The following is a 24,344-nucleotide window of genomic DNA, read 5'->3' as shown; positions in this document are numbered from 1 at the left end:
CTTATTTGTGTTGCTTGTGTTTATTGAGCAACTCCTTAGCATTTGCCAGGGCAGCAGGCGTAATGTCGCTTCCGCTGAGCATCTGGGCGATTTCTTCTATACGCTGCTGCTCGTTGAGTTCCTTCATGTGAGAAAGAGTTCCCTCTTCGGTTTCTTCTTTCAGAACCTTGTAATGATGGGTTCCCATGGAAGCAATCTGCGGCAGGTGGGTGATGGAAATAACCTGACGGTTCAGGTTGCCCATCTCTGTCATGATTTCAGCCATCTTTTCAGCAATCTTACCGCTTACTCCCGTGTCGATTTCATCGAAGATGATGGTTGGCAGTTTTACGGCGCCGCTGATCATAGCCTTCAGAGAAAGCATGACGCGGGCGATTTCTCCACCGGAAGCAACCTGACTCACCGGCTGGAGAAGCGTGCTCTTGTTGGCGCTGAACAGGAAATTTACCTTGTCAACACCATCAGAACTGAGCGGCTTGGCAGAGAATGAAATTTCGAAGCGGACGTTTGGAATTCCCAGAGGAATGAGACGTTTCTTCATTTCTTCTTCTATCTTTCTTGCCGATTTCGTTCGGATGGCAGTCAGATCACCAGCCAGCTTTTCAGCCTTGGCAAGCAGAAGGGCAACTTGCTTTTCCAGCTCTTCTATGTCTTCATCTCCATTATCTATGTGCTGCAACTGTTCGTTGATTCGCTCGCGAGTGGCGATGAGTTCTTCTACATTTTCCACATGGAATTTCTGCTGGAGCGAGTAGAGCTGGTCAAGCCGGGAATTGATGGTTTCAAGCCGGTTCGGGTCAAACTCAACATTGTCAACGCTTCCGCTTATTTCCTGGGCAATATCCTTGAGTTCTATATAGCTGCTCTGCATTCGCTCAGCCACCTCTTTCACATCCGGATAAACCTCCTTGATATTGTCAATCTGCTGGGCTGCATTTTTCAGTTTGTCGAGAATACTGCCGTCTTCGCCCGAGAGAGCATTATCTGCTTCATAGAGCGCAGTCTTGATGTCTTCAGAATGGCTCAGGGTTTCTGCTTCCTGTTCCAGTTGCTCAAGTTCGCCTTCCTGCAGGTTTGCATCATCCAGTTCCTTAAACTGGAAGCGCATGAATTCCTCGTTCTCCCTGTTCTTTGCGATTTCCGCTTTCAGGTCTTCCAGCTGCTGCTTAGCCTTTTTATAGTTCTTGTATTCGGCAAGATAAGCCTTCTTCTGCTTTTCGTCGTGGGCAATAATGTCGACCACGCTGAGCTGGAAGTCTTCCTTCTGCAGTAGGAGGTTCTGGTGCTGCGAATGAATATCGACGAGCTGTTCGCCCAGTTCTCTCATCTTGCTCAACGGAACAGGCGTATCGTTGATGAAGGCACGGCTTTTTCCGGCAGCAGTCAGTTCGCGGCGGATGATGGTGTCTTCTGCATCATAATCAATATCGTTAGCATCGAAGAAATCCTGCATTCCGTATTTTGACAGATCGAAGTGGGCTTCTATCACGCATCGGTCTCTTCCAGCCTTGATGGCCTTGCTGTCAGCACGGTTGCCCAGAAGCAGTCCGATGGCTCCGAGAATGATGCTTTTTCCGGCACCCGTCTCGCCCGTGATGACTGAGAATCCAGGATAAAGAGGAATGTCCAACTCGTCAATCAACGTGAAATTCTTGATGTATAATTGCTTGAGCATAATTTCTTATCTTATTGTTTTAAAGGAACTTAACCTACCTAGGAAGAATCTTTGCTTTATCATCCGAGAAGTTGCCTCGATTCATTCTGCATGTAGCCTTATTCCTTGATTTTGTCCCAATATGAGTTTTGAGAAGGATTGATGGAGAAGAGTAGCTCATAAATGCTTTCTTTCTCTTTCTGAGTGCCATGTTTCTGATAGATGTTAGCAAGCTCGTCCTTCTTATAGTCGGTCCAGATTTGTGGCAGCAGACTGAGCGGTCTGTCCGTACGTGCCTTCTTCAGATCCTGGAGCAGGGTGTTGGTGATTTCAGTTCTACCACGTTCCACATTATTCGCCATTTCATCGAGCCCTTTTCTGTAATAGTTGTATTGCAGCATTCTGAAAGGTTCCATGGCTCCGTCGAGATAATCGGAAATGATGGCGAACCGGTTTCTGTTGTCACTAAACGCTTTCCAGCCCGGAAAATCAAGATTCTGGGCGTTGTTGGTGAGGTTCATGCAACGTTGCAGAATGTCCTCACCACCTTTAGGCGCAAAACTGTCAAGATCTAAACCGATGATGAGGTAAGCATAGTAGGCGAGCAGAGCCGTTAGCTGGTTGTCAATCCGCTCTTCGGTAAACTCCAGCTGGTCGAACTCGGCAAACTTGAACGTGAAGTTTTCATCCACATTATTATATAAGGTGGACGTATAGGCTGAATTGTAGACGGGACGGTTGGCCTGGATGAGCGCCTTGCAGGTAAAGATATTCTGGTCTTTATCATACTTGCTTACCGTGATATTGAAGTTGCACACGATGCGCTCGTTCTTCCTGAATTGAAGATTCGTCCATTGCCTGTCGTTCACAAACTGCTCAAGAGTTTGCTGCAGATTATCGAATACCCGGTTTTCCGTGCCCTGAATCTGGACATGGTTGATGGTAATCTTAGCCTGCAACTCCTGAGCGGCTGATGTGATGGGACTACAAGAGATGAGCCAGCTCGTTGATAATGTCGCGAGCCACTTCAGTTTTCGGTTTTTTCTCATATTCTTTCTTACCCTCTTCAGAAATAATCGTTATCTGGTTGTCATCCGTACGGAATGTGGTTCCCGGATTGCGAGTAGAGTTAAGCACGATGAAATCGGCATTTTTCTTTTTGCGCTTTTTCTGTGCATTAGCCTCTTCGTCGTTGGTTTCCAAGGCGAAAGCCACAATTCGCTGATGTTTTTGTTTCATCTTGCCAAGGGCTGCGGCAATATCGTGAGTAGGGACGAGACGGAGTTCCAAATCATCTTTCTCGCGCTTGATTTTCCTGTCAGCAATCTCGCTTGGTTTGAAATCAGCAACAGCAGCACATAAAATGGCAGCATCGGTTGAGGCGAAGGCTTGTGTGGCTGCCTGATACATTTCCTCGCAACTTTCTACATCGATGCGATGAATGGCTTCGGAACAGCTGAGCGAAACCGGACCTGCAACCAGCGTAACCTCAGCACCACGACGGCAGCACTCTTCAGCAAGAGCAAAGCCCATTTTGCCGGAAGAATAATTGCCGATGAAACGTACCGGGTCAATCTTTTCGTAAGTTGGTCCGGCTGTAATCATGATCTTCTTGCCTTTCAAATCGAGCTTATCGCTTTCTTTTTCCTTGCAGTTTTCTGATGCAGCTTCATCGGTCTCTGCATTCTGCTGAGCCTGTTCATCGAAGAATCTGTCGAGGCATTCTACGATAATATCAGGTTCTTCCATGCGTCCCTTTCCTTCCAGTCCGCTTGCCAGGAATCCCACTTCGGGTTCTATGATGTGATTTCCATAGCCCAGAAGTGTTTTCATGTTGGCTTGGGTAGAAGGATGCTTATACATGTCGAGGTCCATGGCTGGAGCGATGAAAACAGGCGCTTTCATTGACAGATAGGTTGTGATGAGCATGTTGTCAGCAATTCCGTGAGCCATCTTTCCCATGGTAGAGGCTGTGCAAGGAGCGATGAGCATGGCGTCGGCCCATAAACCTAAGTCTACGTGCGAATTCCAGGTTCCATCGCGCTGCGAGAAGAATTCGCTTACCACAGGCTTATGCGTAAGAGCCGAAAGGGTGATGGGAGTGATGAACTCCTTTCCTGCAGGCGTAATGACTACTTGTACTTCGGCTCCCCGCTTGATGAGACCTCGTATGATGAGGCAAGACTTGTAGGCTGCAATAGAGCCCGTAATGCCCAATACGATTTTCTTTCCTTTTAACATGAATTTTTCTAACTGTTAAGAAATAAATCCGAGTTTCGCAAGAGGTTTGTTCTTCAACTGCTTGCGAAAGTCCGGTAACAATTATTTTCCCATTCTCTTGTTGAATTCACGAAGGCGGATGCGGGTAAGTACCTGCTTGGTATTGTTGGTGAAATCGCTTCCCAAGACCCATGTAAAATAACCCGGATCTTTGGTCAGAATCTCAGCCACATCCCATCCTTTGTATTTTCCGAAGTTGAATACTTCGTGCTTCAAAGGATTTCCGTTCTCATCGTTTACAACGTTGCCCTGGGCGTCTTTTACCTCTTCCCAAACGATGCGTCCGGCGAAATCTACATTATCCTTTTGCTTAGAGAAATCGGCAAGTTCATCCATGTTGTTGTTGAGCACGCGCTCAGGTTCATCCTGCACGCCTGGAGCATACTTGTCGAGCTCGCCCATGAGCACGCGGTAAGTAGCCTCTGTATCCTGATCTGCACGATGAGCTTCGAAATCTTCCTCCATCTTTCTGCCGCAATAGAACTTGTAGGCAGCAGCCAGGTTACGGCGTTCCATCTTCATGAAGATGGTCTGCGCATCGATGAGACGGCACTTGTTGAAATCGAAGTCGATTCCAGCACGCAGGAATTCTTCTGCGAGCATCGGTACATCGAAGTGGTTGGAATTGTAGCCTGCGAAATCGCAACCTGTAAATTCCTTCTCTAATGTGGCAGCCAGCTGCTTGAAGGTTGGCGCATCTTTTACATCTTCGTTGCTGATGCCTGTAAGGGCAACTACTTCGGCAGGAATCTCCTTGCAAGGATTTACGAAGAGGTTCTTGCGGTCTTCAGTTCCATCAGGCATTACCTTGATGTAAGAAATCTGTATAATACGATCCTTGATCATGTCAAGACCCGTTGTCTCCAGGTCGAACACAATCAGAGGCTTTGTCAAATTGAGTTTCATTTTTGTAGAAATACTTTTCTTTTTGTTGTTTCAGAGAAAGCCCGTGCTCCTTTAGTCGTTAAGGAGCATAGGCATGATGAGCATCAGAATATCTTCGTTCTCAGGCTGTTCTGCTGGTACGATGATTCCGGCACGGCTTGGGTCTGCCAGCTGGATGATGATGTTGTCGCTGGTAAGATTGCTCAGGATTTCCATCAGACTGCTTCCCTTGAAGCCGATGCTGATAGGTGAGCCGTTGTATTCGCAAGACAACTGTTCCTTTGCAGATGTTGAGAAGTCAATATCCTCAGAAGAAACCTCGAATCGACCTGACTCGATGTGGAAACGGATGAGCTGGCTGCTCTCGCTTGCAAATGGCAATACGCGGCGCAAAGCACTCTGCAAGCCTCTGCGGTCTACTGTAACCTCGTTAGGGTTGTTTGGAATAACAGAGTTGTAGTTAGGGTAGCGGCCATCAATCAGTCTGCATCTCATAACGCCGTCAGTAAACTGGATTTCTGCGCTTCGGTCATCAAACTTGATGATAGCGTCGTCGCCGTCCTTGCTCAGAATGTTCTTCAGCAGAGAAGCTGGCTTCTTAGGCAAGTTGAATGCTGAAGGAGATTCGCTCTTGATAGTGAAGTTCTTGCTGCGAACCAGCTTGTGACCATCGCTTGCTACGATAGCGAGAGCATCTGCTGTCAGGTCGAAGTAAATACCGTTCATGACAGGGCGCAACTCATCGTTGGCTGTAGCGAAGAGCGAGCGTGAAATGTTGTTGATCAGCATTTCTGTAGGCAAAGAAACGGTGGTGCAAGCATCGTTCATGCTCTGTGTGCGAGGATATTCCTCTGCGCTCTGACCTGTGAAGTTGTAAAGACCGTTCTGGTAAACAATCTTGATGGCAACGGCTTCTCCGGCAGCATCCACATCGAAGTGAAGAGGCTGCTCAGGCAGTTCCTTCAACGCATCAAGGATTACGCGGTTAGGCACACAAAACTCACCTTCTCCATCGTGGTCGGTAAGAGCGAGTGTACTCTTGATGACATTATCACTATCGCTAGCCGTGATGCTCATTTCACCGTTAGCAACTTGGAAAAGGAAACAATCGAGGATTGGCAACGAATTCTTGCTTCCAATCACTTTTGCGAGCATGTTGAGCTTGCTGCTCAATGCAGAACTTGATACTGTAAATCTCATGAGTATTTTATTTAAATTTTATTTTGTTTTCTGTTTCACCTTAATTTAATTAGGCAATATCACCTAATTGAGCACAAAAATACAAAAAATATCGCTGATAAGCAAAAATAATTGGAGAAAAGTTCTAGTTTTTGAACTATTTTTAGTAATTTCGCAGTCAGAAAGAAAAAAACACCCTTTAAACAAAGGAAAAACTTTAAATATTATCATATGGAATTACAAGGAAAGGTTATTGCCGTTTTGCCTGAAAGAAGCGGCGTCTCTGCAAGAGGAGAGTGGAAAGCTCAGTCGTTCGTAATTGAAACCCACGAGCAGTATCCAAAGAAATTGTGCTTTGATGTTTTCGGAGCAGACCGTCTGGCTCAGTTCAACATTCAGAGTGGTGAGGAACTCCTGGTTTCTTTCGATATTGATGCTCACGAGTATCAGGGCCGTTGGTTCAACAGCATCCGTGCCTGGAACATCCAGCGTGTTGATCCTAACGCCGTAGCTGGTGCTATGGGCGGAATGCAGCCAGGTGCGTTTCCTCCAGTAGGTGCTCCTGTAGCTCCTGCTCAGCCAGCAGCTCCTGCTAATGGCGCAACTGCAGCATTCCCTCCAGTTCAGCCTGCAGCTCCTGCAGCAGAGGGTGGTAGCGCAGATGATCTTCCTTTCTAAAAACAGAAAAGTAAGATAAAAATAAGAGCACTTCGCCTGAGACTTTCTTCTGTCTCGGATGAAGTGCTCTTTTTTATTCATAATCTTATATTTCTCTTTATCAACTGTTTTCTATTCTCTGCGTCTCTTCTCAAAGAATTGTTTCGAAGCGGCAAAGAAGAGGAGAACGGAAGCTGCATTTTCTATAGCAACCATCCAGAATGTTCCGTTGTAACCGAAATGTTCTGCCACAACTCCGCCTAGCAGACAGCCGATTCCGAAGCCCAAATCCCAACCTGTAAGAATGCTGCTGTTTGCCGTTCCACGCTGGTTGTGACGAGCCACATTAATGAACATATTGAGAAAGGCTGGGTAAAGATGACCGTTGCCCAGGCCGATAAGACAAGCCGAAAGATAATAGGCTACCGGGTGCTTGACGGCAACAAAGATGATGAAACCTACAAGCGAAAGCAGCATTCCTTCGGCCGCATTCTGGGTAAGTTTGCCCTGACTCAAGGCTTTTCTTCCCTGCAATCTTGACAGGAACAGGCCCATGGAAAGAAGGGCAAAATAAGTGCCGGTTCCGCCCGTAATTCCGAGTTCCTCCTTGCTGTAGATTGCGAGATAATTGCTCAGAACGCCCCAGCAGAAACCGAACATGGCGATGTTGATGGCAAGGAGCCAGGCACGCGTCAGGAAGAAGCGGTCGAGAGAAAGCTTCTCCTTGTTCTTAACGATTTCCTTTTCGGGGAGGCGGATGGTTCCTGCAATCACAACTGAGGCAATCGCCACGATGAAAGCTATCCAGAAGAGAATCATATAACTGTCTACCGCATTATGGAGATAGATTCCGATGGATGGAGCAATTGCCATGGCAAAATTGTTGCTCAGTCCGTAGAGTCCGATTCCTTCATTTCTCCGGCTTGCCGGAAGAACGTCGATGGCGCAGGTGCTGTTGGCAACCGTTACGGCTCCGAACGGACCTCCGTGAAGGGTTCTGCAGATGGCAAACATCAGGATGGTGCTGGCTGCAATATAGCCGGCAAAGAAGATGGCGAAGGCCGAGAGACAGACCATCAGAACCTTCTTGCGCGAAAAGCTGTCAACCACATATCCGCTGAACGGACGAATGATGAGGGCGGCAACCGTATAGCCGCTCAGCACAATTCCAATCACATCTTTCGTGGCTCCAAAATTTTCGCTCAGATAGAGAGGGAGCAAAGGTGTGAGCAGATAGAAGGCGAAATACAACAGAAAGTTGGTTGTCATCACCTTGATGTAGTTTGCATTCCAAAGTTTCTCTTTCATCATTTTTTAGAGTTTATCCTCACTTTTAGAGTTTGTCCTCATTATTAGAGTTTGTCCGCCAGCCAGGCGTCGATGAGTTTTCGGGCGATGGAAAGTTTCTCTGGGAGAATAGGGAGATTCTCTTTCGTGAACCATTTACCACGAGAGAGTTCTTCCTTCTGAAGATGAATTTCTCCATCTACATATTCTGCCGAGAAGCCAATCATCAGACCGCTCGGATAAGGCCAAGGCTGGGAACCGAAATATTTCAAGTTCTTGATAGTCAGACCGGTTTCTTCCATTACTTCACGATGAACCGCCTCTTCCAGATTCTCGCCAGTCTCTACGAAACCAGCCACGAGACTGTCGAAATTTCCCTTGAAATTGCGAGCGTGTACCAGCAATACCTGATCATCTTTCTTAATCAGAACGATAATGGCTGTGGCAAGCGAAGGCCAGACCTGTTTGCCGCATTCTGTACATTTCTTACTGATATCGGTTGCCATTTTCATCGGAGCTCCGCAAACGCCGCAGAATTGGGTATTCATATTCCAATAGTTGAGTTCCTGACACTTTCCTGCTTTCTGGTAAAGGGCGGAAGAGAGTTTGTAGAAACTAGGGCGCAAGCCGCACATTTCGTACTTCGGATTGCCGGTAACGGGCTCAGGAATGGTAAAGGTCTTCACCTCTGTTCCGTCTTCCATCGGGGTAATATTGAGAATGTGAGTCCAAGGCTTTGTTGGGATTGGACTCTCTTCTGAACAAGGAATCGTATAGGTTCCGTCTTCTTTCTTTTCGAGCAAGAGATCTGTCTTGCAAAATATAAACCAATACTTCATTCTTTATTTTGAACTTATTTGCTTTTTTACTTTGAACTTTATAATATGCTTTTCCAGAAGCGTTTCGAGGAGCTATTCCTTCTTACCGAACAGCAATTCGAAATCGCGTTGGGCAGCTGGCTTGGTCCATGCTTCCGGAACAAACTTCCAGTTGTTGTTTGGTTTTGCATCAACCGTTCCCATCTTTTCAATTTCTTCCATCAGATAGTAGCGCTGGTCGCGCTTGCTGCGATAGATGATTCGGCTTTCAAGACTGTCTTTCGGGATTCCGGCACCCTTGGTAAGGAGTTCGCCGCCGCCATTTCCACGATAGCTGTTAACGGCTACCTTGTACCATTTCTTCTCATCGAAAGGTTCGCCGTTGCTCATGCGCAGAATCTTCACCTTCTCGCCATCTGGCTTGGTTACGTCAACTTCGTAATCGATTCCCGCAGCACTATCAAAGTTGAACGAGAGATTCTTGAAACCGAGGCGTTGCTGGTCGCCAACGGTCTTCTCATCGAGCAGCAGGAGATGGTCGTCGGGGCTCTTCATGGTGTTCACCCAGAGGTCGTAACTCATTTCCAGATGCTTTCTGATTTCTTCGCCCGTCATGCGCATTACGTAGAGCTGGTTCTCATATTTATAGAGATTGAACATGTCGCTCACACAGATTGGGCCGGCTTTCAGAACCGCGTTGAACTGAAGGGGAGCGTTGAACGAAATGTCGGCTTTTGTAATCTGCAACTGGAGGTTGAGGATGAAATCGTTGAAGGCAGAACTGCCGAAGAACTGGTCGCGGCTGTAGATGGTCGTCTTGAAGTTGCCAATCTGCTTGCCCACATATTTCTTTACTTCTGCAATCTGAGGTTCGAAAGTCTTCATGAAATCCTCGTCGATAGGACAATCTGTCACATCCACAATCTTGCCTGTCACTTTTTTGTCAGTTACCACCAGCTGCTTCTTTCCGTTCACCTTTTTTTTGTTGAGTGTGAGGGTTATTTCAGCATCAGCCACGCTAATGGCGTTGTTGGCAGGATCCAGGCAAACCACCTGCTTTCCATCAGTATTGGTTACGGTTTCGTTGTCGCGCGTATGGTCGTGGCCGAAGAGAACGAGGTCGAAGCCCGGCACTTCTTTTGCAACCTTGATAGAGGCGTCTTCATCATATTCGGCAGTCTGGATGCCTCCGTCTTTTCCGCTGTGGAAGAGGCCGATGATAACATCCGGTTTTTCATTCTCCTGGAGATACTTCACCCATTTGCGGGCGTTTGTTACCATATTTTCAAATTTCAGTCCGCTCCATAGATTCTCCGTGAGCCAGTTTGGAATGGCAGGAGTAATCATTCCCAAGACAGCCACCTTCACGCCCTCGCGTTTCAGGATGAGATAAGGCTTAACGTATGGCTCGCCTGTAGAAGTGCTGATGATGTTGGAACCAAGAACTGGGCAATTGAGTTCTTTTATCCATTTGTCGTAAACTGGATGACCCGTTTCAACATCATGATTGCCAAACACTTGCGCATCATACTTCATGTAGTTAACCACATCGGCAGCCACGTTTCTAGCCTCTGTGTTTACATAATTATAATAATAGCAGGTAGGCTGTCCCTGCAGAATATCGCCATTCTCCAAGAGGATGAGGTTATCCTTATAGTCTTTTCGCAAATTATTGACGTAGGAAGAAACGCGCGCCAAGGTTCCTGCTTTTGGCTTACGGTTGATGAAATCGTAAGGGAAGAAAGAGCCGTGCACATCGCTTGTCTCTATCACTCTCAGTTTTACGGTACGTTGTTGTGCCATAGCTTGTGAATTGAAAGTTAGCGCCAGAAGAAGCGCAGCAAATAATTGTTTCATATTAATTAATGTATATCTTTTGAGTAATGAAAGCCCATCAGTTGAGCTCTGTTTCTTATTTTCTCTGCAAAAGTACAAAAAAGAACTTAAATAGGCATACTTTTTGTTGGATATTTTTTAAAAACTAAAAAATAGGAGGTTTTATAATATGGCATTTGTTGATTATTACAAGATTCTCGGCGTAGACAAGAACATTCCGCAGAAGGATGTGAGAGCTGCGTATCGTAAACGTGCAAAACAGTTTCACCCAGATTTGCACCCTAACGACCCGAAGGCGAAGGCTAAGTTCCAGGCGCTGAACGAGGCGTATGAGGTGATTTCTGACCCAGATAAGCGTGCTAAATACGACCAGTATGGCGAACAATGGAAGAATGCTGATGCATTCGGCGGTTTCGGCGGAGCTGGTGGTGCAGGCGGTTCCGGAAGCTATGGTGGAGCAGGTGGAAATCCATTCGAGGGTTTCGACTTCAGCCAGTTTGGCGGAGGCGGAGGTTTCTCCAGCTTCTTCGAAAATCTCTTCGGAGGTCGTGGTAGAAGCCAGCAGTCTGCTGAAGGATTCGGTTCCGGCAATTTTGGCGGTTTTAATGGTTCTGCCGGTTATGGTAGCGGCTTTAATGGGGCTGGCTACGGAGCTGGTGCTGATTTCGGTACTGGTGGTTGTGGCGGCGGTTGCGGCCAGAATGGCCGTGCCAATAACGGCGAAATGAACATGAATGTGAATATCGACCTTTATACGGCTCTGCTGGGCGGCGAAGGAATCATTAAATTGAGTAATGGTTCTAAAATCAAACTGAAGATTAAGCCGGAAACGCAGAATGGCACGAAGGTTCGTGTTCGCGGAAAAGGATACGACCGAGGTGACGGAACCTTTGGCGACCTGATGATTACTTACAACGTGAAGTTGCCAACCGGGTTGAATGATAAGCAGAAAGATTTGCTCCGTCAGATGAAGGATGCAAAGTAATTTCTAAAAGAAGGGAACGGGTTCTCGGACATGAGACCTTTCCCGAAACATGAAGGTAAAAAGAAACGCCCTGCAAGAAGGGAACATTCAGAAATGAAGTTCCTGATCTTGCAGGGCGTTTTTTATTCTATTCTGCGGCATTAATCTTCGACATGTTGAACGCAGAAACCTTGCCGTCTGGCGAAACGGTTGCGTTGATTTTGAAATGGTTGGTTTTCTTAGTACCGTCGGTAAGCTGAACTTCCTCACGTGCTGAGAACTGAACCTGATATTCATAATCTTCGTCACCCACCTCGCGCTTCTTAATCTTATAATCGTTTGTGAGGAACCAGTTCAGGTTGGTCACATCTTCCTTATAAAGCTTATTCATAAAGGTAACAACATCTGCCTTGGTAGCAGAATTCTTACCCAGAAGCGAAGAGAGAATGTCCTCGCATGAAGCCTGCAACCCATCAGCATCGCGGGTATTGATGCTTTGGAAGAAATGGCGGAACAGACTGCTTACCATATCTTTCTCTTCTGGCTGCAAATCTCTGCTCTTGGCTTTCTTCATCGCATTCTCAGCCTCTTCGATATGCGAACCGTCAGCATGAGCGGCGAGATAAGCCTGGTAAGCTTCTACATTATCAGCATTCTTGGCCACATTCCAGTCGATGGAATCTATCTTGTTCAAAACCTCCTGCTTGTGTGGACTGTTTGGGTATTTGTCGAGATAAGCCTGCAGGGCCTCTTTCGAACCGCTTACTACGGCGTTGGTCCAGTCCTGATCCGTCTGTTTCAGAAGTTCGAGGTGAGCCATGATGGAATCACGATGCGCCTCGTCAGCATCTTTGTAAGTATCGAGGTAACTCTGCAGAACCATCGGGTCGCTACTCTGCATCGCATACTCATAAGCTTCCAGTTCCTTATTCTTATTGGCACTATCATAGAAATAGTAGAAGATGCCACAAACGAGGAAGGCGAAAATCAGAGAGATGATGATGACGCCACGGTTGCTTTTTTTCTTTTCCTGGGTTCCCTCGCCGTTTCCGCCGTTCTGAGAATTAGATTGCTGTGGGCGAACCGGAGGAACGGGTGGAGTAGGAGGTGTTGCTGTTCTGACAGGTGTCTGAGGACGAGCCTGCTGCCTGAGAGCGTCCTGTCTGAGAGCCTCCTGACGGCGGATTTCTTCTTGTCTGATTGCATTCTGTCTGGCTGCGTTTTCAGCTTCTTGCTGCTGAGTCATAGAAGCCTGGCTGGCAGGAGTCTGCTGGCTCATTCCTGTCGGAGGCGTCATTCTTGTGAGCGAAGGATTCAGCTCATGGCAGTTAGGACACATTTCCAGGTTGCTGAAATAAATCTCGCCACAATTTGGGCATTTGGTAATTTTGCCTGCTATTTCTACTCCGCAACTAGGGCAGGTAGGTGCTTTATCGCTAATTTGGCGTCCGCATTCCGGACATTTTATAATTGCCATAATTCTATTTTTGTGTTTATTAATTTACTTATATAATTCATGCTTCTCTACTTCCAGACCTTATCCACTCTTTACCTTGAAGCTAATCATAAAGTTCCAACTTCAAGGTTTAAAGTACTATCGATGTCTGAATCTGATTTCTCTGAGCTTGTGGCGCCCCATGAAACGGCTTTTGTCAACATAGCCGTTTATTCCGTTAAGTCTGCCCTTACCCGTATATTGCCACATTTCGAAATCTCTACCATCGCGCAATACAGGGATGCGCTTCGTATACTGGGCAATCATCAGCTTGTAGCTGTCGAGCTTGCCCAGAAGATAGTTGTCATAGAAATTGGCTCCCGTATAGATGAGGGGTTTCTGCTTGTATGCTTTCTCTACGAGATGCAGAAACTTAAAGAGCGAATCGCAGAATTCTTCTGTATTCATGCCGCTTTTCGTCTCCACATCAATCATAGGCAAGAGGTCCTGATCTCCCGGACGGCATTGGGCCATGAAATTTTCCAGCTGCGTCTGCTGTGGGATGCGGGGTCTGTAGAAATGATAAGAGCCTACTTTCATTCCGTAGCGATGAGCCAGGTCGATATTCTTCTTGTATTTGCTGTCGATGTTGGTTCCGCCCTCGGTAGCTTTCAGATAAACGTAAGCCATCTTAGAGTTGTCGCCCACGGTTTCCCAGAACACGTTGCCCTGATAATGACTCAAGTCGATGCCGTGAACGTGCCGACAAGTGTCTTCGCATTGCACCTGGGCATGGGCTCCCAAGGCAATAATGGATGCTATAATAGAGATAAATAACTTTTTCATAGATGCAAAGATACGAAAATCAGATGAAAATCGTACTACTAAGAGATTAATTTTATAGATATTTTACTCTTCGTCCTGATGAATCCCAGGTTAACCCCTTAAATCCTTACTGAAATTTACTCTTCAATCTCAGATAATGAACGGAAGAAATTGTTCATGAAATTGCTCATGGTTTCTATCGGAGCGTATTGCAGATAGCGCATGCTGCGGCGCAGATTCTTGCGCATGGTTCCCCCCGTGGTGCGTACAAAGCCGCTGCTGGTCTGCTCAAACTGAATGGCCTGCTGGTCCATGATATTATAGTAGAGCGAGCGGAGCGTCAGCTTGTAGGCGCCTCTTTCTATGTGATGAACGAATGGGATTTCGTCCTGTTCAAAATCGAAGAAGGTGATGAGAACGCTTCCTTCCAGCTGGGCGATGCGCTGGATGCGGAGCTTGGCAAGCCACTTCTCCAGTTTCACGAAATCTACCTTGTCGCCTCGGGTTCTCAGGTAGTCTCCCAACTGGATGATTCCTCTGAGATTGATTCCGTTAGCCAGCATTCCATTTACGTTTGCCACGATGATGCGCAGCAGATAAATGGTCTCGATAGAGGTATCGATGGCGTGGCGTTCATCTTCCTGAATCTTGTTGAGCCGTCGGTTCAGAAAACTGTTGTTCATCTTCACCTCTCCGGCAGGAACATCATTCACATTCTTGAGCATCTGAGCTATCTTTTTCTTCTTAAAGGTAGTCATCGGTTCCATTTCTTCCTTGATGCCAAAGTTGTCGGCACGGAGCTTAGTAAAAAGGTTGCGCTGAAGAAAATTCATATGCCTTGTTCTTATTAATAGTCAATAATAAAGTTTTGTTCTTCCTGTCAAGAAATCTCTAACGCAGAAGGAGACCCTCCTCTGATTTGAGAAGTCTTCCTAACTGTATCTCTTAGGATAGCGCAAGAGGATGGCCAGCAGGGCTGCCACACCTATCGCCAGCGGATAGTAGAGATAAGGAAGAATGTCCATCGGACTGAGATTGGCCAGACCGGCTGCCAGGAGCATCTGCACGCCATAAGGAATCAATCCCTGAACCATGCATGAGAAGGTGTCGAGAATGCTGGCTGCCTTGCGGTTGTCTACGCCAAACCGGTCGCCTATCTTTTTCGAAATATTTCCTACTGTCAGAATCGCTACCGTATTATTTGCCGTACAGATGTTTACCATCGAAACGAGGGCAGCGATAGAAAGTTCGGCTCCACGCTTGCTGTTTACGTGGGCTGTAATCTTGTTGATGATGAAATCGATTCCGCCGTTTTCGCGGATGATTTCGAGCATACCACCTGCCATCATGGCGATGATAATGAGTTCGCCCATGCCGATAATGCCGTTGCCCATGGCTGAGAACCAGCCAAAGAGGTCGTAGCTTCCGGAGGCACCCAGAAGATGACTGCCTATGCCGATGGCGCCACAGAGTAGGGTGCCCAGAGTGAGAACAGCCATTACATTCATGCCGGCAATAGCGGTAATGAGGACGATGAGGTAAGGCAATACTTTCATGTATTCTACCTCGTTGATGTGGGTTGGGGCCTGAAGACCGACTCCCATGACAGAATAGGCGATGAGTACGAGTACGGCGGCCGGAACCACAATCATGGAGTTGACCTTGAATTTATCACTCATCTTACAGTTCTGCGTCTGCGTAGCAACAACCGTCGTATCGGAGATGAACGAGAGGTTGTCGCCGAAATAAGCGCCACCTACGATGATGGCGGTCATCATGCCTACATTAGCATCCATCGAGTGGGCCAGTCCGGCGGCTATCGGAACCAGAGCCACTACGGTTCCCACACTTGTTCCGATAGATACGGAGATAAAGCAGGCAGCCAGGAAGAGTCCTGGCAGAATCATGCTGGCTGGCAGGATGCTGAGCGCCAGGTTGACGGTTGCATCAACGGCTCCCATCGCCTTGGCTGATGCGGCAAACGAGCCAGCCAGCACGTAAATCCAGAGCATGAGCATCAGGTTGTTGGCGCCGGCACCCTTGCTGTATGTGTCCACTCGTTTCCTGACAGGCATTCCGCCGGAAATAGCCACGGCATAAATGCTCGAAATCATGAACGCTACTGTGAGCGAAAGGCTGGTGTCCTGATGGCTGCTGTCTACCGAATATACGGTAAAAGCCACGATGAGGACAATCAGCAAAAATAATGGCGACAACGCCAGCAAACCTTTTTTATTACTCATACTTCTTTTTTCTTCTTAATTAAAGAGTTACTCCATTCTTGAAGATGGAGATTTCACGATAGCCATTATACTCGTTGCGAGCCTCCTCGCCACTTGCTACGGCTATAATCTTATCAATAAACTTGCTTACCAAGTCTTTCATTTCTACACCTTCTACCAGAGCACCGGCGTTGAAGTCAATCCAGTTTGGCTTGTTCTTTGCCAGATTGCTGTTGGTAGAAATCTTCATCGTTGGCACGAAGGTTCCGAATGGGGTTCCGCGACCTGTGGTGAAGAGAACGAGCTGGCAACCTGCTGAAGCCAGAGCTGTGGCTGCTACAAGGTCGTTACCCGGAGCTGAAAGCAGGTTCAAACCGGTTGTCTCCAGACGGTCGCCATACTGGAGCACGCCGCTTACCGGAGCACGGCCGCACTTCTGGGTGCAACCCAAAGCCTTATCTTCGAGGGTAGAAATACCACCTGCCTTGTTACCTGGAGAAGGGTTCTCGCCAACTGGCTCACCATGGCTCAGGAAGTATTCCTTGAAGTCATTAATCAGGTGAACAGTCTTGTCGAAGAGTTCCTTGTTCTCGCAACGGTTCATCAGAATGGTTTCTGCGCCAAACATTTCAGGCACCTCTGTCAGGATGCTTGTACCGCCCTGTGCTACGAGCCAGTCGCTGAATTCACCTACCAATGGGTTGGCTGTAATTCCGCTGAAGCCGTCAGAACCGCCACACTTCAAACCTACGCGCAGTTTGCTTACCGGAACTTCCTCGCGCTTGTCTTCCTTAGCCTGGGCATAGAGGTCGCGCAGAATCTTCATGCCTTCCTCTAGCTCATCGCCTTCAACCTTCTGTGTTACAAGAAGTTTGATGCGGTCGTGATCATAGTCGCCGAGCATCTTCATGAAATCATCTGGCTGGTTGTTCTCGCAGCCGAGAGAGAGAACGAGCACGGCACCTGCGTTTGGATGCAGACAGATATCGCGAAGCACCTTGCGGGTATTCTCATGGTCGCCCGAGAGCTGTGAGCAACCGAAGTTGTGGTGCCATGCGTGGATGGCGTCGATGCCTTCGCAGCCTGTTTCTTTCTTGAGGAGTTCTACCAGTTTCTCAGCCACGCCGTTAACGCAGCCCACGGTAGGAACTACCCATACTTCGTTTCTTACGCCTACTTCGCCATTCTTGCGAACGTAGCCCATGAAGGTGCGGTTTTCCTTAGCGATGTTCAGCTGCTCGTTAACCGGGTTGTAGGTATATTCGAGCGTACCGGCAAGATTGGTCTTGAGGTTGTTCTCGTTTACCCATTCGCCCGCCTTGAGACCGGTCTTTGCATGACCGATAGGGTAGCCATACTTCAGGATGTCTGTACCCTCGGCAGCATCGTTGATGAGCACCTTGTGTCCTGCAGGAGTATCCTGCAATAATGTGATGGTCTTGCCATCTACTTCAATCGTTTCACCCTTCTTCATAGGGCGCAAGCAAACCACTACCGAGTCGGCAGGGTTAATCTTGATAAAACTTGATTGTTCCATACGTAGTCTGTCTTTTATTTATTGTTTATCATTTATAATGTTCCTGTATGAATTGTCTTCCATGCGGAAGCCCTGTTCTGCCCGATAGCCTTAGAGCTGGGTTCTGCGATAGAAATCTACATTTTCCTTCATCAACAGCTCGATAGGCATATAGTTTACCGGCGTAACTTTCTTCTTCAGCACGATGGCCTGGAAGAGCGTGTCTACGCAGGAGTAACCCTGCATGTAGGCGTGCTGGGCGATGAGGAAGGAGATGCTTCCTTCGCGCAGACAGCGGGCGTTTTTCTCTACCATATCATAGCCCATGATCTGAACGTCGCGGCGGTTGGTTTTCAGCAGGAAGTCGCCCACGATGTGCGCCTTCGAAGTCATGGTGATGCAATGGTGGATGTTCGGATGCTCGGCAAAGAACTTCTCCAGCATTTTGACGAATTCTGCACGTGTGCCGCTCAACGGCAGGTCGAGCATGGTAATCTTCACGTTAGGGAAGTGATCGTGCATGTAATGGCGGAATCCTACCTCTCGGTTATCCTGCTGCTTGCTGACCACTCTTCCGTCTTTGGTTTGCCTCATGAGCATGATTTCATCTTCCTTTGCGGCAAGCATCATCAGCATCTTGGCTGAGAAGAACCCCGAACAGAACGAATCCTGACCGAAGAAAGAGAGCGGACGCAGATCGGGCATGTAGGAGTCGAGCAGGATGAACGGGATGCCTCTGTGGTGTAACGCCTCGGTAAACTCGCGGGTCACGTCGAGCGATGAAGGCACCACGATGACTCCTTCCGGACTGGCCTCAAGAATCTTGTTGCCTTCTTCGCGGAACGATTCCTCGGTGGAACGCTCATAGAAACGAATCTCTACATCGATATGGAAGTCACGTCGGATATCTTCACATTTTTTTGCGCCTTCCTCTATCTCCTCCCAGTAAGCCTCCGATTCATGTTTCGGAATCAGCAGGTAGAAGGTATAGGATTTGTTGTAAGCCAGAGCGCTGGCGTACACATTAGGCTGATAATTCATTTCCTTGAGGGCTTTCTCGACCTTGTCGCGTGCAGTTTTCGACACGTTTGGACGGTCGTGCAGAACTCGGTCTACGGTTCCAACGGATACGCCAGCTCTCTCAGCAATATCCTTGATTCTGATTTTTTCGGCCATTGTTTTTTAGCATTACGGGTCTGGTAGCCTCGCGTGTACTTATTATATAAGGAGCCTCTCCTGGGGGCTACGATAGATAAAACGTCGCAGGTACTTCCTAGCTGTGCACAGACCACAATTAGTATTAAGCAATTCTGTTGTGTGCGACCACAAGTACGAATTTTGCCGCAAATATACAACATTTTTTTGAATTGTGCGAAGACACAGCAACTTTTTTGCACGAAAAACAAAAAAAAATGCGATTTTATTTCGTTATTCGAGAAATTATGGTTATTTTTGCCCTCGAAATTGAACGACAACTGATAATTGAACTTCATTTCTCTACTGAAAAGTGGAATTTAATTTGTTACTCATAACAAACAAAATAAAAACAAAAAAATTAAAACTATCAAACATGGCAAAAATTGTAACATTAGGCGAGATCATGCTTCGTTTATCACCAGAAGGCAATGATCGTTTCATTCAGAGTGAATCACTTCGCATCATCCCTGGTGGTGGTGAGGCTAACGTAGCTGTAAGCTTGGCTAACTATGGCCATGATGCTTACTTCGTATCTAAACTCCCTAAGCACGAGATCGGTCAGATTGCTGTCAACGGTCTCCGTCGTTACGGCGTTAACACAGAGTTCATCGCACGTGGTGGCGACCGCGTAGGTCTCTACTATGCCGAGACTGGTGCTTCTATGCGCCCATCCAAGGTAATCTACGACCGTGCACACAGCGCAATTGCTGAGGCTGACCCATCTGATTTCGATTTCGACAAGATTATGGAGGGTGCCCAATGGTTCCATTGGAGCGGTATTACTCCAGCTATCAGCGACAAGGCTGCTGAACTTACCAAGTTGGCTTGTGAGGCTGCTAAGCGTCACGGCGTAACTGTTTCTGTTGACCTCAACTTCCGCAAGAAGCTCTGGACTTCTGAGAAGGCTATCTCTGTTATGCGTCCTCTGATGCAGTATGTTGATGTTTGCATCGGTAATGAGGAAGATGCTCAGCTCTGTCTGGGCTTCAAGCCAGATGCTGACGTAGAGGGCGGTAAGACTGATGCTGAGGGTTACTACGGAATCTTCAAGGGCATGATGAAGGAGTTCGGATTCAAATATGTTGTTTCTACTCTCCGCGAATCTCTCTCTGCTACACACAACGGCTGGAAGGCTCTTATCTATGATGGTAAGGAGTTCTATCAGAGCAAGCACTACGACATCAACCCTATCATCGACCGCGTTGGTGGTGGCGACTCTTTCTCTGGTGGTCTGATTCACGGTCTTCTTACTAAGGAGACTCAGGGCGAGGCTCTTGAGTTTGCGGTAGCTGCTTCTGCTTTGAAGCATACTATCCCAGGCGACTTCAACCTGGTATCTGCTGACGAGGTAGAGAGCCTGGCTGGCGGTAACGCTAATGGTCGAGTTCAGAGATAATTATAGTTTAAAGTTTATAGTTGATAGTTGATAGTTTATAGGCAGTCTTGCTTACGGCGTAGCTCTTATAAACTATAAACTATTCATTATTAATTCATATAAGGTAATGGCAAAGTTTAGCAAAATGCAGGTTATGGCAGCTATGAAAGAGACTGGTATGGTACCTGTTTTCTTCAATAAGGATGTTGAAATCTGCAAGAACGTCATCAAGGCTTGTTACGAGGGTGGCGTACGTGTTTTCGAGTTTACTAACCGTGGTGACTTCGCTCACGAGATTTTCGGAGAGTTGGTAAAGTGGGCCGACAAGGCTTGTCCTGAGATGATTCTGGGTGCAGGTACAGTTGTTGACGCCGGTACAGCTTCTCTGTATCTCCAGCTCGGCGCTAACTTCATCGTAGGTCCTAACTTCAACCCAGAGATTGCTCCAGTTTGCAACCGTCGTCTGGTTCCTTATTCACCAGGTTGCGGTTCTGTAACTGAAATCAATAATGCTCAGGCTGCCGGTTGCGACGTAACCAAGGTATTCCCAGCAGGTAACGTAGGCGGTCCTTCATTCGTCAAGAACGTAATGGCACCTTTGCGTTGGAGCAACATCATGGTAACAGGTGCGGTAGAGCCAACAGAGGAGAATCTTACTCCTTGGATCAAGGCTGGCGTTCTCTGCGTAGGTATGGGCTCTAAGCTCTTCCCTAAGGAGACAGTTGCTGCTGGCGACTGGGCTGCCATCACAGCCAAGTGTCAGGAGGCTCTCGGTTACATCGCGAAGGCTCGCGCTTAATTTAGACTATTTTTCATCGAGATGCAAATTTCTGCATCCTTCTTTTCCATGTCGCCATCATCAGTTCTGGTGGTGGCGACACTTTTTCTTTCAGCTTGTTCTCCTGCGAATAAGGCTAGGGTAGATGAGCTGAACGAGCAATCCTATGCTTATCATTATCGCAACCTCGATTCTACTAAAGTGCTGGCTGAGAGGGCTTTGAAGCTTTCAGAAAATTATTCCTCAGGCCGTGCTGAAGCCTATAACAACCTTGCCTTCGTCTGTATAGCCAAGATGGATTACAAGGGTGCCAAGGGATGGCTGAGGAAAGTTGAAGAGGAGAGCGATAATCAGATAGAACTCGCCATTGCCGATGTTCAGAACATGCGACTCTGCCAGAGAGAATCGCACAACAAAGATTTTTATGCTTATCGCGAGAAGGCGATGAGGCGTTTGCGCAGAATTCGCGAAGAGGTGAATTCCATGCCAAAGAGGGAAAGCAAACGCGTGGTTTATGCGAAATCTGAATTCAGTATTGTTGCCGCCACCTATTTTTATTATGTGGGCTTAGACGAGCCGATGCTTCAGGAGCTTAACCGTCTGGACCCAGATGAGCTGGAACAGGATTCGGCACAATATCTCAACTATCTTTATAATATAGGTTCGGGCGGAGCTATCGTCAAGGGAACCGAAAACGAAATCAATCAGGCGGAATTCGACCGGCTGATCAGTTGCTACATGTTGGCTAGCGACCCTGCCCATCCTTATCCTTACTGGCAGGCTAATGCCCTGCAATCTATTAGCGAGCACCTCAGAAAAGGAGAGGTGAGCGATTTCCTCATCCGCAACAACCTGCCTGCCTTCCAGTATCTCAACATCGAGCAGATGCCAAACAATCTGCTGGCAGGCAACTTTGCCCAGCGTGCCCTCAACATCTTTTCGAGCTACGGAGATGTTTATCAGACTGCCGGAGCCAACCGTACGCTGGCTGAATGTTTCTGGGATATCCATGATTATTCTTCGGCGCTCGACTGCCTGAATCATGCTCTGAACGACAACAAGGCGATAGAGCAGGCACCCGACCTCGTAGCGTCGATACGTGAAAGACTCTGTCTGGTTTATTCGGCTATAGATGATAAGCAGCAGAGCGATTACAACCGCAATATCTATCTGGATTTGCAGGACCGTTCGCGACAGGACCGCCAGCTGGAGGCACGTGCCGCGGCACTCGACGAGAACGCCCAGCAGCTCAACCTGATGATTGCTGCCGTGGTGGCGATGATTGTGCTCGTGGTGGTTCTGCTCTACGTTTTCGACCGCATGAAGCGCAAGAAGATGAAGAACCAGACGATGGACGAGCTGCTTGCACCTTTGCGTGAGTGGAGCGAGAATAACACTAAGAAAATCAAAGAATTAAAAGATAAGCAGGAGGAGGTTCAGGATGAACTGAACGTAACCCGACTGCATATCGAAGAAAACAAGAAACGCAATTTGGAACAAAGGGCTAAAGTTTCGCTCGTAAACAGCATTACGCCTTTCATCGACCGCATGATTCACGAGGTAAACCGACTTTCCGAAGGGGGCGAAAGCGATGAGGTGCGGCAGGAACGTTACCAGTATATCGCCGAACTCACGGATAAGATTAACCAATATAACAACGTGCTTACGGAGTGGATTCAGATGCGCCAGGGCTCACTCAGCCTGCGTATCGAAAGTTTCCCGCTCCAGCAGCTTTTCGATATTGTAAGCAAGGGCAAGATGAGCTTCCAGATGCAGGGCGTGAAACTCGATGTAGAACCTACAGATGCCGTGGTCAAGGCCGACCGCATCCTTACGCTCTTCATGATCAATACCATAGCCGATAACGCCCGCAAGTTTACACCTGAAGGCGGAAAGGTAACCATTAGCGCCAAGGTTTCTGACTTAGTGGAAATCAGCATCTCAGATACCGGAAAGGGTATGGACGAGGAGCAGCTGGCGCATGTCTTCGACCGGACCTATACGGGCGGTCACGGCTTCGGACTGCTCAACTGCAAGGGCATCATCGAGAAATATAAGAAGGTGAGTTCGCTCTTTGCCGGCTGTCAGATTAAGGCAGAAAGCAAGTTGGGCGAGGGGAGCCGCTTCAGTTTCCGTCTGCCTAAAGGCATCGCCCGCCGAACCCATCAGCTGCTGGGCATCTTCATCATGCTCTTCGTGCTGCTGTCGGCTTCGGTCCAGCCTTGTGAGGCAAAGAAGACCAACGGCATCCGCCAGCGCCACAATCATCTCAAGACGAACGTAGATGCCAATCTCCAGCGTGCCGACGATTTTGCAGATAGCGCCTACTTCAGCAATATCAACCGTACCTACCAGCGTACCCTGGCCTTTGCCGATTCTTCGCGCCATTATCTCAACGCGTTCTATCTGTCGAAATATCCCGACGGCAAGTATCTCATGGTGGCTCATCCGGAGGTGGGAATGGCGGCAGAACTCTTCTGGATACGCTCCGGACTGCCAACCAATTATCACGTCATCCTGGACCTGAGAAACGAGTGTGCCGTGGCTGCCCTGGCGTTGCACCAATGGTCGCTCTACCAGAGCAACAACAAGGTTTATACCCAGCTGTTTCGCGAGATAAGTGCCGATAATACGCTCGATAATTACGTGCACACGATGCAGCAGAGCGAGAACTCGAAGACCGTGGCCGTGGTGCTGCTCATCCTGTTGCTGCTGCAGTTGCCGCTGGCTTATTATCTGCTCTATTACCGCCACGTGCTGAGCTACCGGTTTGCCATGATTGAGCAGACCAAGGCTAAGCGAACCGACGAAGCTGAGCAGGAATCCCTGAAACTGGAGCTGCTGACCGATGAGCTGCATAGGGCTGAATATGAGAACGATAAGCTTCATATCTCCAATTCCGTGCTCGACAACTGTCTGTCTACGCTCAAGCACGAAACGATGTATTATCCGTCGCGCATCCGCCAGCTTATCGATTCGCAGCCCGATGATGTAGATTCGCTCAAGGAACTGGTAGATTATTATAAATCGCTCTATTCTCTGCTCAGCGCCCAGGCGATGGAGCAGGTAGAAGGCAACATCAAGGCAGATGATTTCCTGAACCGCTATCTTGTTTCTCTGATGCGTGGCAATTCCAAGGATTACCATACCGGAGTGGCTGAGATTCCGGGTTCTGCCTACGTGAGATATTGGATTGACCAGCAGGATGTGGCCTATGATGCTGCGCTCCATGCCCAGCTCTTCACCCCTCTGACGGGCGATTTGCGCTATCTCCTGTGCCGGCAGATTGTGAGGGAACTGGGCGAGATTACCAATCTGCGCGGCTGCGGCATCAAGGCCTGCCAGAGCGATAAGGGTTGCCTCAGGATAGAGGCCGTGCTGCCGGCACGCATCAAATGGAAAAGTTTAAAGTCATAAGAAAATAAAAATATCAGAA

The 24,344-nt window shown here is 47.9% G+C and carries 19 protein-coding genes; 5 read left to right on the top strand and 14 right to left on the bottom strand.

Features of this window, described 5'->3' with window-relative positions; genetic code table 11:
- Position 1: 1 nt before the first annotated feature.
- The 5 genes from recN to dnaN form a co-directional block, all read right to left on the bottom strand.
- A complete protein-coding gene (gene recN, locus FO447_RS05000) occupies positions 2-1,675 on the bottom strand; it encodes a DNA repair protein RecN (RefSeq protein ID WP_118190634.1) in 1,674 nt (557 codons plus the stop codon).
- Between the two features lie 98 nt (positions 1,676-1,773).
- Positions 1,774-2,703, bottom strand: a complete 930-nt coding sequence (locus FO447_RS04995) for a DUF4835 family protein (protein ID WP_234699066.1) — start codon at positions 2,701-2,703, stop codon at positions 1,774-1,776.
- Positions 2,639-3,895, bottom strand: a complete 1,257-nt coding sequence (locus tag FO447_RS04990) for a bifunctional phosphopantothenoylcysteine decarboxylase/phosphopantothenate synthase (RefSeq protein ID WP_118139691.1) — start codon at positions 3,893-3,895, stop codon at positions 2,639-2,641. The genes FO447_RS04995 and FO447_RS04990 overlap by 65 nt, the downstream gene beginning before the upstream one ends.
- 81 nt (positions 3,896-3,976) lie before the next feature.
- Positions 3,977-4,840 carry a 3'-5' exonuclease gene (locus FO447_RS04985; RefSeq protein ID WP_117586197.1) on the bottom strand — a complete coding sequence of 288 codons (864 nt, stop codon included), beginning with the start codon at positions 4,838-4,840 and terminating at the stop codon, positions 3,977-3,979.
- Between the two features lie 51 nt (positions 4,841-4,891).
- Entirely contained in the window at positions 4,892-6,019 is a 1,128-nt protein-coding gene (gene dnaN / locus FO447_RS04980) for a DNA polymerase III subunit beta (protein ID WP_022120654.1), read from the bottom strand.
- Between the two features lie 210 nt (positions 6,020-6,229).
- On the opposite strand from dnaN, the gene FO447_RS04975 reads away from it, so the two are divergent.
- Positions 6,230-6,676, top strand: coding sequence for a DUF3127 domain-containing protein (locus tag FO447_RS04975; protein WP_117727805.1), 447 nt, complete (start codon positions 6,230-6,232; stop codon positions 6,674-6,676).
- 111 nt (positions 6,677-6,787) lie between these two features.
- On the opposite strand, the gene FO447_RS04970 is transcribed toward FO447_RS04975, so the two are convergent.
- The 3 genes from FO447_RS04970 to FO447_RS04960 form a co-directional block, all read right to left on the bottom strand.
- Positions 6,788-7,966 (bottom strand): MFS transporter, encoded by a 1,179-nt coding sequence (locus FO447_RS04970; protein WP_117727804.1) that lies wholly within the window; start codon positions 7,964-7,966, stop codon positions 6,788-6,790.
- A gap of 41 nt (positions 7,967-8,007) precedes the next feature.
- Positions 8,008-8,781 carry an NAD(+) diphosphatase gene (gene nudC, locus FO447_RS04965; protein WP_117694189.1) on the bottom strand — a complete coding sequence of 258 codons (774 nt, stop codon included), beginning with the start codon at positions 8,779-8,781 and terminating at the stop codon, positions 8,008-8,010.
- A 72-nt stretch (positions 8,782-8,853) separates the two neighbouring features.
- Positions 8,854-10,617, bottom strand: a complete 1,764-nt coding sequence (locus FO447_RS04960) for a bifunctional metallophosphatase/5'-nucleotidase (protein ID WP_200757972.1) — start codon at positions 10,615-10,617, stop codon at positions 8,854-8,856.
- Positions 10,618-10,765: 148 nt separating this feature from the next.
- Here FO447_RS04960 and FO447_RS04955 point away from each other — a divergent pair, with 148 nt between their 5' ends.
- A complete protein-coding gene (locus FO447_RS04955) occupies positions 10,766-11,581 on the top strand; it encodes a J domain-containing protein (protein ID WP_117694184.1) in 816 nt (271 codons plus the stop codon).
- Between the two features lie 127 nt (positions 11,582-11,708).
- Here the strand turns inward: FO447_RS04955 and FO447_RS04950 are convergent, their stop codons facing one another.
- The 6 genes from FO447_RS04950 to FO447_RS04925 form a co-directional block, all read right to left on the bottom strand.
- Entirely contained in the window at positions 11,709-13,037 is a 1,329-nt protein-coding gene (locus tag FO447_RS04950) for a double zinc ribbon domain-containing protein (protein ID WP_153119221.1), read from the bottom strand.
- Positions 13,038-13,154: 117 nt separating this feature from the next.
- Positions 13,155-13,841, bottom strand: a complete 687-nt coding sequence (locus FO447_RS04945; RefSeq protein WP_117694179.1) for a glycoside hydrolase family 25 protein — start codon at positions 13,839-13,841, stop codon at positions 13,155-13,157.
- A 116-nt stretch (positions 13,842-13,957) separates the two neighbouring features.
- The gene (locus FO447_RS04940; RefSeq protein WP_117694176.1) at positions 13,958-14,653 is read right to left on the bottom strand and encodes a hypothetical protein; all 696 of its coding nucleotides are present in this window, start codon (positions 14,651-14,653) and stop codon (positions 13,958-13,960) included.
- A gap of 99 nt (positions 14,654-14,752) precedes the next feature.
- Positions 14,753-16,063: a Na+/H+ antiporter NhaC family protein gene (locus tag FO447_RS04935; RefSeq protein ID WP_118065058.1), complete on the bottom strand. Its 1,311-nt coding sequence runs from the start codon at positions 16,061-16,063 to the stop codon at positions 14,753-14,755.
- Between the two features lie 19 nt (positions 16,064-16,082).
- On the bottom strand, positions 16,083-17,579 hold the full coding sequence (locus tag FO447_RS04930; protein ID WP_117694170.1) for a UxaA family hydrolase: 1,497 nt from the start codon (positions 17,577-17,579) through the stop codon (positions 16,083-16,085).
- Between the two features lie 90 nt (positions 17,580-17,669).
- Positions 17,670-18,734, bottom strand: coding sequence for a LacI family DNA-binding transcriptional regulator (locus tag FO447_RS04925; RefSeq protein WP_118065060.1), 1,065 nt, complete (start codon positions 18,732-18,734; stop codon positions 17,670-17,672).
- 394 nt (positions 18,735-19,128) lie between these two features.
- Here FO447_RS04925 and FO447_RS04920 point away from each other — a divergent pair, with 394 nt between their 5' ends.
- From FO447_RS04920 to FO447_RS04910, 3 genes are all read left to right on the top strand, one after another.
- The gene (locus FO447_RS04920) at positions 19,129-20,151 is read left to right on the top strand and encodes a sugar kinase (protein WP_117694163.1); all 1,023 of its coding nucleotides are present in this window, start codon (positions 19,129-19,131) and stop codon (positions 20,149-20,151) included.
- A 106-nt stretch (positions 20,152-20,257) separates the two neighbouring features.
- Positions 20,258-20,929 (top strand): bifunctional 4-hydroxy-2-oxoglutarate aldolase/2-dehydro-3-deoxy-phosphogluconate aldolase, encoded by a 672-nt coding sequence (locus tag FO447_RS04915; RefSeq protein ID WP_022121226.1) that lies wholly within the window; start codon positions 20,258-20,260, stop codon positions 20,927-20,929.
- Positions 20,930-20,950: 21 nt separating this feature from the next.
- Positions 20,951-24,325: a sensor histidine kinase gene (locus FO447_RS04910; RefSeq protein WP_234699065.1), complete on the top strand. Its 3,375-nt coding sequence runs from the start codon at positions 20,951-20,953 to the stop codon at positions 24,323-24,325.
- The last annotated feature ends 19 nt before the right edge of the window (positions 24,326-24,344 follow it).

The organism is Segatella copri (genome assembly GCF_015074785.1).
Lineage (GTDB): Bacteria > Bacteroidota > Bacteroidia > Bacteroidales > Bacteroidaceae > Prevotella.
Note: the sequence above shows the minus strand (reverse complement) of the source record. Positions and strands in the feature narration are given on the sequence as shown.

Coding starts and splice junctions, on each gene's coding strand:
- recN (WP_118190634.1), bottom strand. CDS start 1,675: ATGCTCAAGCAATTATACATCAAGAATTTCACGTTGATTGACGAGTTG.
- FO447_RS04995 (WP_234699066.1), bottom strand. CDS start 2,703: ATGAGAAAAAACCGAAAACTGAAGTGGCTCGCGACATTATCAACGAGC.
- FO447_RS04990 (WP_118139691.1), bottom strand. CDS start 3,895: ATGTTAAAAGGAAAGAAAATCGTATTGGGCATTACGGGCTCTATTGCA.
- FO447_RS04985 (WP_117586197.1), bottom strand. CDS start 4,840: ATGAAACTCAATTTGACAAAGCCTCTGATTGTGTTCGACCTGGAGACA.
- dnaN (WP_022120654.1), bottom strand. CDS start 6,019: ATGAGATTTACAGTATCAAGTTCTGCATTGAGCAGCAAGCTCAACATG.
- FO447_RS04975 (WP_117727805.1), top strand. CDS start 6,230: ATGGAATTACAAGGAAAGGTTATTGCCGTTTTGCCTGAAAGAAGCGGC.
- FO447_RS04970 (WP_117727804.1), bottom strand. CDS start 7,966: ATGATGAAAGAGAAACTTTGGAATGCAAACTACATCAAGGTGATGACA.
- nudC (WP_117694189.1), bottom strand. CDS start 8,781: ATGAAGTATTGGTTTATATTTTGCAAGACAGATCTCTTGCTCGAAAAG.
- FO447_RS04960 (WP_200757972.1), bottom strand. CDS start 10,617: ATGAAACAATTATTTGCTGCGCTTCTTCTGGCGCTAACTTTCAATTCA.
- FO447_RS04955 (WP_117694184.1), top strand. CDS start 10,766: ATGGCATTTGTTGATTATTACAAGATTCTCGGCGTAGACAAGAACATT.
- FO447_RS04950 (WP_153119221.1), bottom strand. CDS start 13,037: ATGGCAATTATAAAATGTCCGGAATGCGGACGCCAAATTAGCGATAAA.
- FO447_RS04945 (WP_117694179.1), bottom strand. CDS start 13,841: ATGAAAAAGTTATTTATCTCTATTATAGCATCCATTATTGCCTTGGGA.
- FO447_RS04940 (WP_117694176.1), bottom strand. CDS start 14,653: ATGAATTTTCTTCAGCGCAACCTTTTTACTAAGCTCCGTGCCGACAAC.
- FO447_RS04935 (WP_118065058.1), bottom strand. CDS start 16,063: ATGAGTAATAAAAAAGGTTTGCTGGCGTTGTCGCCATTATTTTTGCTG.
- FO447_RS04930 (WP_117694170.1), bottom strand. CDS start 17,579: ATGGAACAATCAAGTTTTATCAAGATTAACCCTGCCGACTCGGTAGTG.
- FO447_RS04925 (WP_118065060.1), bottom strand. CDS start 18,734: ATGGCCGAAAAAATCAGAATCAAGGATATTGCTGAGAGAGCTGGCGTA.
- FO447_RS04920 (WP_117694163.1), top strand. CDS start 19,129: ATGGCAAAAATTGTAACATTAGGCGAGATCATGCTTCGTTTATCACCA.
- FO447_RS04915 (WP_022121226.1), top strand. CDS start 20,258: ATGGCAAAGTTTAGCAAAATGCAGGTTATGGCAGCTATGAAAGAGACT.
- FO447_RS04910 (WP_234699065.1), top strand. CDS start 20,951: ATGCAAATTTCTGCATCCTTCTTTTCCATGTCGCCATCATCAGTTCTG.